Here is a 14,175-nt window from a genome sequence, read left to right on the forward strand (position 1 = left end):
TATTATAGGATTATTATCTTTGTTCACTTAGTCAAATAATAATTCCAATGAGCGAAGAAAGTAAACGTAGAGAGGCTCTTATATACCATGCCAAACCTACTCCAGGTAAAATAAAAGTTGTTCCAACAAAAAAATATTCAACTCAGCGCGATTTAGCTTTAGCGTATTCACCAGGTGTTGCAGCACCATGTTTAGAGATTGAAAAAGATAAAAATAATGCCTACAAATATACTGCTAAAGGTAATTTAGTCGCAGTAATTTCCAATGGTACAGCAGTTTTAGGTTTAGGAAATATTGGTCCTGAAGCCTCTAAACCTGTTATGGAAGGTAAGGGTTTGTTATTTAAAATTTTTGCTGATATAGATGTCTTTGATATTGAGGTTGATACAGAGAATGTTGAAGAGTTTATTGAAACGGTTAAAAATATTGCTCCAACTTTTGGTGGTATCAATTTAGAGGATATAAAAGCACCAGAAGCATTTGAAATTGAAAGACGTTTAAAGGCAGAACTAGATATTCCTGTAATGCACGACGACCAACATGGTACTGCCATTATATCCGCGGCAGCCTTAATTAATGCAGTTGAGATAGCAAAGAAAAAACTAGATGAAGTAAAGATTGTAATTAGTGGAGCAGGGGCTGCAGCTATCTCATGTTCTCGTCTGTATCAGGCTTGTGGTGCTAAGCGAGAAAATATGGTGATGTGTGATAGTAAGGGGGTTATTCGAGATGATAGAGAAAACCTTTCTGATGAAAAGGCCGAATTTGCTACCCATAGAAAAATTGATACGCTAGAAGAAGCTATGGTTGATGCCGATGTATTTATTGGTTTGTCCATGGCTAATATTGTAACTCCAGAAATGTTATTGTCCATGGCAGAGAACCCTATTGTGTTCGCTATGGCAAATCCCGATCCAGAGATAAAATACGATTTGGCTATAAAAACACGTAAAGATATTATTATGGCAACGGGTCGCTCAGATCATCCTAACCAAGTAAATAACGTGTTAGGGTTTCCATTTATTTTTAGAGGAGCCTTAGATGTTCGTGCTACAAAAATAAATGAAGCCATGAAAATGGCGGCGGTTGAAGCTTTGGCCAAATTGGCTAAAGAGCATGTGCCAGAGCAAGTAAATATTGCATATGGAGAAACTCGATTAACATTTGGTAAAGAATACATCATTCCGAAACCTTTCGATCCGCGTTTAATTTCTGAAATTCCGCCGGCAGTTGCCAAGGCGGCGATGGAAAGTGGTGTTGCTCAAGAGCCAATCTTAGATTGGGAAAAATACAAGGACGAATTAAGAGAACGTTTAGGGAATGATAACAAGCTTCTTAGAATGTTGTTTAACCGTGCTAAATCAGATCCAAAGCGAGTTGTTTTTGCTGAAGCAGATCAATTGGCGGTTATAAAAGCGGCACAAATAGTTTATGAAGAAGGTATTGCCATTCCTATTTTGCTTGGTAGAATTGAAACCATAAAAGAACTAATGGCCGAGATCGAATTTGAAGCAGATGATGTTCTTATTATCGATCCAAAAGTTGAAGAAGAAAACGATAGAAAAAGCAAATATGCTAAAGTATATTGGGAGCAACGTAAGCGTCGTGGTGTTACTTATTATTCGGCGCAACGCCTTATGCGAGAGCGTAATTATTTCGCAGCGATGATGGTAAATGAAGGTGATGCTGATGCTTTGGTTGCTGGATACTCAAGAAACTATCCTTCAGTTGTAAAACCAATTTTGGAACTTATTGGGATGGCCGAAGGTACCTCGCGAGTGGCAACTACGAATGTAATGATGACCAAGCGCGGACCAATGTTTTTAAGTGATACTTCTATAAACATTAATCCGTCGTCAAAAGAATTGATAAAAATTGCTCAGATGACCTCTCAAATTGTTAAAATGTTTGGAATGGAACCAGTTATGGCAATGATTTCATACTCCAATTTTGGGTCTTCTTCCCATGAAAACGCCTCAAAAGTTCGCGATGCGGTAGCTTATTTACACCGTCATTATCCAGATTTGATTGTAGATGGTGAATTACAAACCGATTTTGCACTAAATGGCGAAATGCTTCAAGAACGTTTTCCGTTTTCAAAATTAGTTGGCAGAAAGGTGAATACCTTAGTGTTTCCAAATTTAGATTCGGCAAATATCACTTACAAATTATTAAAAGAGCTAAATGAGGCGGTGTCTATCGGGCCAATCATGATGGGAATGCGTAAACCAGTTCATATCCTTCAATTAGGAGCTAATGTAGATGAAATTGTAAATATGACCGCTATTGCAGTAATTGATGCTCAACAAAAAGAAAAGCAAGAATTAGAAAAGGGAAATACTAGGTAATTCTGTTGAAAATAATTTTATTACATTTGATTTTTAACCAATTGCTATAAATGATTACACATATTCAAGGTAAACTTGTAGAAAAAAAACCGACCGACGTTGTTATAGATTGTAACGGCGTCGGTTATGTTTTAAATATCTCTTTACATACTTATTCCCAAATTCCAGATCAGGAACATTTAAAATTATATACCCATCTTCAGGTTAAAGAAGACTCACATACGCTTTACGGTTTTTCATCATTAGTAGAACGCGATATTTTTAGATTGTTAATTTCAGTGAGTGGAATAGGCGCTAGTATTGCACGCACCATGTTATCTTCATTAACCCCAAAACAGGTTATCGAGGGGATAGCTTCAAGTGATGTAGCCTTAATCCAAGGAATAAAAGGAATTGGAGCTAAAACCGCACAACGCGTTATTATTGATTTGAAAGATAAAGTGTTAAAGATTTATGATGTTGATGAAGTTTCTATTGTAAAAGGCAATACCAATAAAGATGAAGCGTTATCTGCTTTGGAGGTGCTTGGTTTTATAAGAAAACAGGCGGAGCGTGTTGTGGAAAAAATTGTCGCTTCCCAACCAGATGCTAGCGTGGAAACTATTATTAAACAGGCTTTAAAAAATTTATAATAGATTGTGAATATAACTAACCCTAACTTTTATAAATCAAATAAAAAATGCATCGCTTTAATAGTTGTATTTTTGTTTTCCGTAACAGCTTGGTCTCAACAACCTGTACCTCAAGATAGCATAAAGACGGGATTTAATTTAGGCAGTATTAAAACGCCAAATCCTAATAGTATAGAATCTAAATATACTTACGATGCATTAACAGATCGTTATATTTACACTGAAAAATTAGGAGATTTTAATATTAATTACCCGGTTATATTAACACCTAAAGAGTACTATGCGCTTGTTGCTAAAGAAAGCGTAAAGGCATATTATAAAGAAAAAATAGATGCTTTTGATGGTAAAAAACAAGGTGCAGATGATGCTCAGAAAAATTTATTACCAGAGTTTTACGTAAAATCAGATTTTTTTGAATCCATTTTTGGGGGTAATACCATTGAGGTAATCCCTCAAGGATCGGTAGAAATGGACTTAGGAGTATTATTCTCAAAACAAGATAACCCAACATTTTCACCAAGAAATCGAAGTAATTTCACCTTTGATTTCGATCAAAGAATTAGTTTAAGTTTAATGGGTAAGGTTGGAACTCGTTTGCAAGTAACCGCAAACTACGATACTCAATCTACATTCGATTTTCAAAACCTTATTAAATTAGAGTACACACCAACGGAAGATGATATCATTCAAAAAATAGAGGTTGGAAATGTGAGTATGCCATTAAACAGTTCCTTAATTACTGGGGCACAAAGTTTATTCGGTGTTAAAGCGCAATTACAATTTGGTAAAACAACGGTTACAGGGGTGTTTTCCGAACAAAAATCGCAAGCAAATACAGTTGTTTCTCAAGGAGGAGGCACCTTAGAAGAGTTCGAATTGTTTATTAGAGAATACGATGAAAACCGCCATTTCTTCTTAGCGCATTATTTTAGAGATAACTATGATAAGGCACTTGCTACTTATCCGTATATTAACAATGGAGGTTTACAAATTACTAGATTGGAAGTTTGGATTACTAATAGAACAAATAAAACCGATAATGTTAGAAATGTTGTGGCATTGCAAGATTTAGGTGAGTCGAATCCAGATAAAATAGCTTCTTCAGTAACAGTAACCGCGGCCGCTTCAGCATATCCGAACAATAAAAATAATGCCTTTGATCCCACAAATATTGGTGGTTCTGGTTCTCAAATTAATGATGCTATTAGAGATATAGCAACGGTACAATCTGGTATAGCTATATCCGGAGTTAAAGAAGGTTATGATTACGCTAAATTAGAAAATGCTCGCAAATTAACAAGTGGACAAGAGTATGTACTAAACACTCAATTAGGATACATATCGTTAAACCAAAAACTGAACAATGATGAGGTTTTGGCAGTTGCCTTTCAGTATACTTTAGGAGGAAAAGTATACCAAGTAGGTGAATTTGCCAATGATGGGGTAGATGCAACAAGTGTTACAACGAATACTTCGGGAGAAGTTACATCGGTAGTTAATAGTAATTTAATTTTAAAATTATTAAAAAGTAGTATCACCAACGTAAGTCAACCTGTTTGGGATTTGATGATGAAAAACATCTACGACACCGAGGCATATAATTTAAGTTCGGATGATTTTAAACTGAATATTTTTTACAATGAAGCATCTCCGTTAAACTATATTACACCTGTTGGTACAACGGCATTTCCAGAAGCAGCAGCCAATGAAGATCCATTAGAAGAAACGCCTTTGTTGCGTGTATTTAGTTTAGATAAGTTAAATTATAATAATGACCCACAATCAAAAGGTGATGGTTTTTTTGATTATGTTGAAGGAATAACTGTTTTATCAGAAACTGGAAAAATAATTTTCCCAAGCGCGGAACCTTTTGGTGAATATCTTTTTAACAAGTTAGCATTGGGAGGTGAAGATTATGAAAATGAGGCTTCTTACAATGAAAATCAGGCCAAGTATGTTTATGATGTACTTTACAAACAAACAAAAACCAAGGCTTTAGAGGCAGTAGAGAAAAATAAATTTAAACTTAAAGGTAGCTACAAATCTACGGGAAGTGACGGTATTTCTATCGGTGCGTTCAATGTGCCTAGGGGTTCTGTTAGGGTAACTGCTGGTGGACGTGTTTTGGTTGAAGGAATTGATTATACTGTAAATTATCAGTTAGGTCGTGTTCAAATTTTAGATGAAGCTTTAAAAGCATCCGATACCCCAATTGAAGTTTCAACAGAAAATAATGCTGTATTTGGTCAGCAAACGAAACGATTTACCGGAATAAATGTTGAGCATAAATTTAATGAAAACTTTGTGTTAGGTGGTACGCTTTTAAATTTAAACGAGCGTCCTATAACTCAAAAAGCTAATTACGGTACAGAATCTATAAATAATACTATTTTTGGTTTTAATGGTAATTACTCTACTAAGGTGCCATTTTTAACTCGACTGGCAAATGCATTACCAAATATTGATACAGATGTAGAGTCCAATTTATCATTACGTGGTGAGTTTGCATATTTAGCACCAGGCGCTCCAAATGCTACAAACTTAAATGGGGAAGCGACTTCGTATATCGACGATTTTGAAGGCACTCAAAATGCCATCGACTTAAAATCACAACAATCTTGGTATTTGTCTAGCAGACCTCTAAATTTAACTTTGTCTCCAGGTGATGATAACAATGGCATTCAAAATGGCTACGGTCGTGCTATGTTAAATTGGTATAGCATCGATCCTATTTTTTATACAAGTCAGCGACCAGATGGTATTTCAGATAATGACTTATCTAGTTTATACACGAGTCGTGTTTTTATTCAAGAATTATTTCCGGATAGAGATTTAGTACAAGGCCAAAATACTGTTTTAAGCACATTAGATTTAGCATATTATCCAAATGAAAGGGGAGCTTATAATTTTGATCCTTCAACAAACAATGACGTAATAAGTAATCCAACAACTTCTTGGGCAGGTATTACAAGACAATTAACCTCTACAGATTTTGAACAACAAAATGTAGAGTATATTGAGTTCTGGCTGCAGGATCCATTTCAAGAGAATCCTTCAAACCCTGGCGGGAAGCTGGTTTTTAACTTAGGTAATATCTCTGAAGATATCATTAAGGATGGAAGAAAAATGTATGAAAACGGATTGCCTAAAGATGGAAATATAGATTTACTTCCTGTAACCTCCTGGGGTAGTGTAGTGCCTCAAAATCAGTCATTAATTTATGCCTTTGATAGTACAGGCGAGGAACGTACAAATCAAGACGTTGGATATGATGGATATGATGATGCTCAAGAAATAGCTGCTTTTGGTACTAATTTTGGAAGCGACCCCTCAAAAGATAATTATTCTTATTTTTTAAATACGGAAGGTGACATTTTCGAACGCTATAAGAAATATAATGGTGTAGAGGGAAATACACCCGATACTTTTTCAGACACAAACAGGGGCTCTAACACGCAACCGGACGTGGAGGATATAAATCGTGATAATACAATGAATACTATTGATAGTTATTACGAATATGAGTTACCAATTACCAGACAAAATTTACCATTATCCGAAGTAGATTTTAATAACCTTTCTAGTTCAAGCAACCCATTAAAAGAATATATTGTAGATTTTAAACAACAAACTCGTACGCTCGCAAATGGGCAAACACCAGAAGTTAGATGGTATTTGTTCAGAGTTCCTTTAGAAGGAAGCCTTGCAAAGGCAGTTGGTGGTATTGAAGATTTACGATCTATTCGTTTCACGCGTTTGTATCTTAAGGAGTTTTCTGAACCTACAGTGTTCCGTTTTGGAACTTTAGATTTAGTACGTAGTGATTGGAGACGTTATACACAAACGCTTCAGGTTAATAAAGATGATCCGAGTGATGATCTTACCGAATTTTCAGTAGGAGTTATTGGTACTTTAGATAACGAAGGTAGCTATGCTACACCGCCAGGAATAGAAGCTGAAGAATTGTATAATAACAATACTGTTGTAGAACAAAATGAACAATCATTGGTGGTTAATGTTTGTGAATTAGAATCACAAGACTCTAGAGGTGTTTATAAAAACATCGATATAGATATGCGTCAGTACAAACGCCTACGTATGTTCATGCATCTACAAGAAGAAGGGTCGGGTATTGATGAAAACAATAGTACCGTTGTAGGGTTTATTAGAATGGGTAATGATTTAACTGAAAATTATTATCAAATAGAGTTACCATTGGAAGTTTCTACTTCAAGCTCCAGTGAAGGGCTATGGCCAACATCTAATGAAATTAACCTTCCTATAGAAATTCTAGGACAAATTAAGGCTTTGGAAATTGCAAATCCCACATCAGCCACTGAAAAACAAAAGTTTTATAATGTGATTGATGGCAAATTAGTTGAAACGCCTGTAGATGAATTTTCAGAATATACTTTAGGACAACATAGGGTTACCATAAAAGGAAATCCGAATTTTGGCGACATAAGAACCTTAATGGTAGGCGTGAAAAATGGTGTTAAAGACGGGCTAAATGATACAGCAGCATTACCTTCTCCTGTATGTGCGGAGGTATGGTTCAATGAATTACGATTGTCCGATATGGATAACGAAGGAGGATGGGCGGCCGTAATGAGTTTGGATACGAATATAGCCGATTTCATGACGGTTAGTGCCACAGGAAGCCAAAGTACTGCGGGGTTTGGAACCATAGAACAAGGACCTAGTGAGCGCAGTTTGGAAGATGTAAAGCAATATGATGTTGTTACTAATATTAATATTGGACAATTATTCCCTAAAAAATGGGGTGTTCAGCTACCATTCAATTATGGGCAAAGTGAAGAATTAATAACACCCAAATATGATGCGTATTATAATGATTTAACTTTGGAATCTCGTTTGGACGCGGCTAGTACGGACGCACAACGTGAAACTATAAAAAATCAATCAGAGGATTATACAAAACGTCAAAGCATCAATTTCATAGGTGTTAGAAAAACTAGAACTTCCGAAGAAAAACCACGTTTTTATGATGTTGAAAATGTAACAGTAAACTACTCCTATAATAAGGTAGAACATCGTGATTTTGAGATTGAAAATTCATTAAATCAAAACATAAGTGCAGGAGCAAATTATGCTTTTAATTTCAATCCATTAACGGTTGAGCCTTTTAAAAAGAACGATTCGTTGTTTACTGGTAAGTATTGGAAACTTTTAAAGGATTTCAACTTTAACTTATTGCCTACTAGTTTTGCGCTAAATTCTGTTGTGAATAGACAGTTTACTAAACAGAAATATAGAGACGTAGATTTAACTGGAGATAACATCAGTATAGAAGAGTTGTTTCAAAGAAACTATACCTTCGATTTTCAGTATACCATTAATTACAAACTTACCGAATCATTAAGTTTCAATTTTACGGCTGCAAATAATAATATCGTTAGAAATTATTTTATTAACGATAATATTTTAAATGGTGAACAAGATAAAACTTTAGATGTTTGGGATGGATTTTTCGATTTTGGTGATCCGAATAGACAAACACAAAACCTAGGAGTTACTTATCAATTACCATTCAATAAAATGCCAACGTTCAATTTTATAAATGCAACCTACCAATATAATGGTAATTTTCAGTGGCAAAAAGGATCTGATTTATATGGTGAATTGGAGATAGACGGCGAAACTTACGATCTTGGAAATACCATTCAAAACGCCAATACACACAATATCAATACAACCTTTGATATGAATAAGTTTTACCGATATATAGGTTTGGTTAAAAAGCCACTTACCAGAGTTAGAACTCGTACTGCTATTGGTGGGCCTCCAGGTGCAAGCCAAAATAGAGGTAATCAACCAGAAGTTAAAAACCAGTCGGTTACGAAATTATTAAATGCAGGTGTTGATATTTTAACAAGTATTAAACGTGTTCAAATTAATTATTCCGAGAATAATGGTACATACTTACCGGGTTATTTGCAAACACCAGGATTTATTGGAACCTTAAAACCAACAACCGGCTTCACCTTTGGTAGTCAAAATGATATTAGGTATTTGGCCGCAGAACGTGGTTGGTTAACTTTGTACCAAGATTTTAATGAACAATTTACAACCACCAACACGAAGCAATTGGATGTATCGGCTAGTTTAGAACCCGTAAAAGATTTAAAAATAGATTTAGTTGGTAGTAGAACTCTTTATGAAAATTTCACTGAAAACTATAACGTAACGGACGGCGTTTATAATTCTTTAACACCAAGTACTTTTGGTAATTTCAATATTTCAACTGTTTTAATTAAAACGGCGTTTAATAAAAGCGATGAAACATCTTCGGATGCGTTTAACGATTTTAGAGCTAACCGCCTTATTGTTGCACAACGTTTAGCACAAGAAAAAGGTGTTGATATTAATGATGTTGATGAAGAAGGATTCCCTAAAGGTTTCGGTAAAAATAGTCAGGCCGTATTATTGCCATCATTTTTAGCAGCTTATTCGGGTCAGGATGCAAACAATGTTAAAACTTCTGCATTTCGAGATATCCCAATTCCAAACTGGGATTTAAAATACACAGGTTTTATGAAGTTTGCTTGGTTTAAAAAGCGTTTCAAGCGTTTCTCATTAACCCATGGCTATCGTTCAACTTATACTATTAATCAGTTTCAAACCAATTTAGATTATGTGAAACCAGATTTTGATGAGCTTTATGACGATCAACCTTCCGATGTATTGAATCAATCAGGAAATTATAAAAATGAAACTTTATTTAGTAATATCAACTTAACAGAAATGTTTAGCCCTTTAGTTCGTATTGATTTGGAAATGCAAAATTCGGTTAAAATACTAGCTGAAGTACAAAAGGACCGTTTACTTTCATTAAGCTTTGATAATAATTTAATGACCGAAGTGTTAGGTATGGAGTATGTTTTAGGATTGGGTTATAGAATTAAAGATTTAAGAATTAATTCAAATTTAGCAGGTCCGAGTAAACGCATAGTGAGTGATTTAAATATGAAGGCCGATATCTCAATTCGAGACAATAAAACCATTATTCGTTATTTAGATCTTGAAAACAACCAAGTAACCTCTGGGCAAACTATTTGGGCTTTAAAATACACCGCAGATTATGCCTTTAGTAAAAACCTAACAGGTATCTTTTATTTCGATTATACATTTTCGGAATATGCCATTTCAACAGCATTCCCACAAACAACCATTAGGTCTGGCTTTACCATTAGATATAATTTTGGGAATTAACACATAATATGTTTGAATTTAAAGTTTGAATAAATACATTTGCTAAGTACTAACTTAAAATAATAAAATGAACATTCCATCAGAATTAAAATATACAAAAGACCATGAATGGGTAAGTATTGAAGGTGATATAGCAACTATTGGTATTACAGATTTTGCACAAAGTGAATTAGGTGATATTGTATATGTAGAAGTAGAAACTGTTGATGAAACTTTAGATGCCGAAGAAATTTTTGGTACTGTTGAAGCTGTAAAAACGGTTTCGGATTTATTTTTACCTTTATCAGGAGAAATTATTGAATTTAATTCGGCTTTAGAAGACGAACCAGAAAAAGTAAACTCCGATCCTTACGGAGCTGGTTGGATGATAAAACTTAAATGTTCAGATTTATCACAAATAGAAGGATTAATGTCTGCTGATGACTATAAAACACTTGTTGGTGCTTAAAAAGGTATTAATTTTAATAAGCATACTTTATTCCATAGCGTTAACAGTGGTATGCTTAATTAAAATTAATAATTTGCCAAATGCAGGTGTCTCTTTTGGAGATAAAATTTTTCACGCCCTTGCATATACATTGCTGTCCTTCTTGTGGTATGTTACCTTAAAGCATCGCTTTCTTCTAACAAGAAAAAGAGCTTTAATATACGCATCCTTGTTTTCAATTATATTTGGTATAGTTATTGAGGTACTACAAGGAACTCTAACAGCATCCAGATCGGCCGATATATATGATGTTGTAGCAAATACAATAGGGGTTTTTATTACAATTTTAGTCGTATTATTAAAAAAAAATATTCCTATTAAAAATTAATAAACAACTTGTTTATTTGATAAATAAATAGTTATTTTACCAATCTTGAAAAACAAATAAATTATGGAACTTAAAAAAAATCCTAAAGCAAATGTTGGACGTAACAGTTCACTTTATTTCGCTGTTGGTTTAGCATTAATGTTATTTTTAACAAATTTCGCTATCAATTTCAAAACATATGATAAAGAAGTTATCGACATAGGTCAGATAGAAATGGGTGAAGAAATTGAAGAGGAAATTCCAATTACACAACAATTAGCAACGCCACCACCACCACCACCACCACCAGCTGCACCCGAAGTTATCGAGATTGTAGAAGATGAGGTAGAAGTTGTAGAAACTGTAATAGAATCAACAGAGTCTAATCAAGAACAAAAAATTGTAAAAGTGGAAGCAGTTAGAGTTGCTCCTGCAATTGAAGAAGATGTAGAGGTTCCTTTCGCAGTTATTGAAAATGTGCCTGTTTTCCCAGGTTGTGAAGGCGGTGATAACAATGCGAAAAGAGATTGTATGTCTAAAAAGATACAAGACTTCGTAAATAGAAAGTTTAATACTGATTTAGCTAGTGAGTTAGGTTTGTCAGGGAGACAACGAATCAACGTTATATTTAAAATTGATAAATCAGGTGAAGTTACTGGTATTCGTGCTAGAGCACCGCACCCAGGTTTAGAAAAAGAAGCTGCGCGCGTTATAGGAATGCTTCCTAAAATGCAACCAGGTAAACAACGTGGTAAAGCGGTAACTGTGCCTTATTCATTACCTATCGTTTTTCAAGTACAAGACTAAAATGCACTTGCTTTAAAGCAAAATTTATAAAAATAGAATCCCGTTACAAACTCTGTAACGGGATTTTTTTATGCTCACATTATTAAAAATGTGGTATCTTTCAAGCCTAATTTAATCCTCAAAAAACGCACATGAAACGTTTCGTTGTACTAGTCCTACTTATAGTTCAATATCAATTGTATTCACAAAGCAATCCGTATAAGGAAAAACCACCTGTGTTTTCAAGTTGCGATACGGTAACTATAGATTCATTGCAAAGGTGTTTTGATAGTAATGTATATAATCACATCCATGAAAACTTTAAGATACCCGAAAAAGTAACTAAAGAAAATTATAATGGAGATGTAATTGTGCTTTTTGAAGTAGATACAACAGGCCGGTTTAAAGTGCTTTATTCCGAAGCCATGTATGAGGAGTTGAAGAGGGAAGTGAATCGAGTGTTTACTTTATTCCCAAAAGTGAAGCCAGCAACTTACAATGGTAGAAACACATATAAGCAATATTCCGTTTCTATTAAAGTACCTTTAGTAAAACCATCGGAAGTAATTCAGAAGGAAGAGAAATTAAATGCTATTTCAAAAATTGAACAACGGTCAAAAGCAGAGTATGATAGCATAAATCAATCCATAAAAGCTTTTGAGGATAAAGCCTTTTCCAGTCAATTAAATATTCCGTTTACGCATAACGATTATGCTAAGTTTGATAGGCAAATGAATAGTGTTGGAACCAATAGTCATACTGCTTCTAAACCATTTGTTTATGAGGAGGTTTCAAAGTATTACGATTTTAAAGCAGAAAAAGATAAACTACAAAAAGAAACCAGTTCTTGGGTAGGTAGAAAACTTTGGAATGAACATTTAGTGCAATTGGAAGGTCAAGATTATTGGTTCACAGTAGACCCTATATTCGATTTAGAATTGGGTAAAGATAGCGATGCAGATTTTAATTCAACCTACAATAATACAAGAGGTTTGTTGGTTCGTGGTGGTTTGGGCAATAAGCTTAATTTTTACACATCCTTTTTTGAAAGTCAAGGACGCTTTGCAGATTATGTAAACCGATATGCGGAAAGTTTAAAAGCCTTTGGTCCCGATCCTGCGATTATTCCGGGTAGAGGTATCGCAAAACGATTTAAAGAAGATAGCTACGATTACCCTGTGGCTGAAGCTTATTTGTCATATGCACCTTCTAAATTTTTAAATATTCAATTTGGTCATGGTAAAAATTTTATAGGAGATGGCTACCGTTCATTGTTGTTGAGTGATGTTGCGAGTCCTCATACATTTTTAAAGTTAAATACGTCGTTTTGGAAAATTAAATACACTAATACATGGATGTGGTTAAAAGATGTAAGGGATGAAGTTGTAGAGGATAAAGCATTTTTAACCAAATTTATGGCCAATCATTATTTGAGCTGGAATGTGTCAAAAAAATTAAATATAGGTTTGTTCGAATCGGTGATGTGGACCAATAGCAACGGCCGAGGTTTTGATGTTAACTATTTAAATCCAGTCGTGTTTTATCGCGCTATCGAATTTGAATCTGGACAAGGTGCAGGAAACGCAATAATGGGGGCTTCTGCAAAATATAAATGGAACGATAATATTAATCTGTACAGCCAGTTTATTTTAGATGAGTTTTCTCTGAGTGATATTAAGGCAGGGGAAAAAAGCTATAAAAATAAATTCGGATATCAGTTAGGTGTTAAATATTATAATGCATTTAAGGTGGATAACTTGCTGCTTCAGTTCGAGTACAACCGTGTGCGTCCTTATACGTATTCACACAATACCATTGTGTTAAACTATGCGCATAACAATCAATCTATGGCACATTTATGGAATTCAAATTTCAGTGAAGCCATAATTATTGGTAGATACCATTATAATCGTTGGTTTGCAAACGCCAAATTAATTTTTGGAATTAGAGGTTTCGATATTAATAGTAGTACTGATTCTTATAGCTATGGCGGTGACATTTACAGAAACTATTTTGAAAGACCTTTTGATACAGGTGTAGAAATAGGGCAAGGAATTAAAACCAAAATATTTAATGGTAATTTACAAGCAGGATACTTAATAAATCCAGCTTCAAATCTAAAAATATTTACTGATATCACCGTTAGAAATTTTGATCCAGAAGTTGAAAATGCTACCATTTATAAAAATAATACGGTTTGGTTTAACTTTGGTTTAAGGACCGATTTATTTAACTGGTATTTCGATAATTAATTCATTCCACTAAATTTAGAATCTTGTAAATGAAACATTTTGAACAAGGATTTTTTGCTATAATAAATTTAGCTGTAAAAAGCGTTGTTCAAAATATTTTATAAAGTATCTTTGCACTCGCATTACAAAA

Annotated in this window: 7 protein-coding genes; all 7 read left to right on the forward strand. The window is 34.3% G+C overall.

The window, feature by feature from the left end; genetic code table 11:
• Window positions 1-47 precede the first annotated feature (47 nt).
• The 7 genes from ABYI63_RS04045 to ABYI63_RS04075 all read left to right on the forward strand — a co-directional run bounded on the left by ABYI63_RS04045 (window position 48) and on the right by ABYI63_RS04075 (window position 14,045).
• A complete protein-coding gene (locus ABYI63_RS04045) occupies window positions 48-2,348 on the forward strand; it encodes an NADP-dependent malic enzyme (protein WP_372753703.1) in 2,301 nt (766 codons plus the stop codon).
• Between the two features lie 50 nt (window positions 2,349-2,398).
• Window positions 2,399-2,980, forward strand: coding sequence for a Holliday junction branch migration protein RuvA (ruvA, locus tag ABYI63_RS04050; RefSeq protein WP_372753705.1), 582 nt, complete (start codon window positions 2,399-2,401; stop codon window positions 2,978-2,980).
• 6 nt (window positions 2,981-2,986) lie between these two features.
• Window positions 2,987-10,213 (forward strand): cell surface protein SprA, encoded by a 7,227-nt coding sequence (gene sprA, locus ABYI63_RS04055; RefSeq protein ID WP_372753707.1) that lies wholly within the window; start codon window positions 2,987-2,989, stop codon window positions 10,211-10,213.
• 67 nt (window positions 10,214-10,280) lie between these two features.
• Complete coding sequence (gene gcvH, locus ABYI63_RS04060; protein ID WP_372753709.1) at window positions 10,281-10,661, forward strand: glycine cleavage system protein GcvH; 381 nt, start codon at window positions 10,281-10,283, stop codon at window positions 10,659-10,661.
• Window positions 10,633-11,028 (forward strand): VanZ family protein, encoded by a 396-nt coding sequence (locus ABYI63_RS04065; protein WP_372753711.1) that lies wholly within the window; start codon window positions 10,633-10,635, stop codon window positions 11,026-11,028. Before gcvH ends, ABYI63_RS04065 begins: the two co-directional genes overlap by 29 nt.
• A 63-nt stretch (window positions 11,029-11,091) precedes the next feature.
• Window positions 11,092-11,814 (forward strand): energy transducer TonB, encoded by a 723-nt coding sequence (locus ABYI63_RS04070; protein ID WP_372753713.1) that lies wholly within the window; start codon window positions 11,092-11,094, stop codon window positions 11,812-11,814.
• A gap of 131 nt (window positions 11,815-11,945) precedes the next feature.
• Window positions 11,946-14,045: a gliding motility protein RemB gene (locus ABYI63_RS04075; protein WP_372753715.1), complete on the forward strand. Its 2,100-nt coding sequence runs from the start codon at window positions 11,946-11,948 to the stop codon at window positions 14,043-14,045.
• Window positions 14,046-14,175: the final 130 nt, after the last annotated feature.

This window comes from Mariniflexile sp., from assembly GCF_041583155.1.
Classification (GTDB): Bacteria; Bacteroidota; Bacteroidia; order Flavobacteriales; family Flavobacteriaceae; genus Mariniflexile.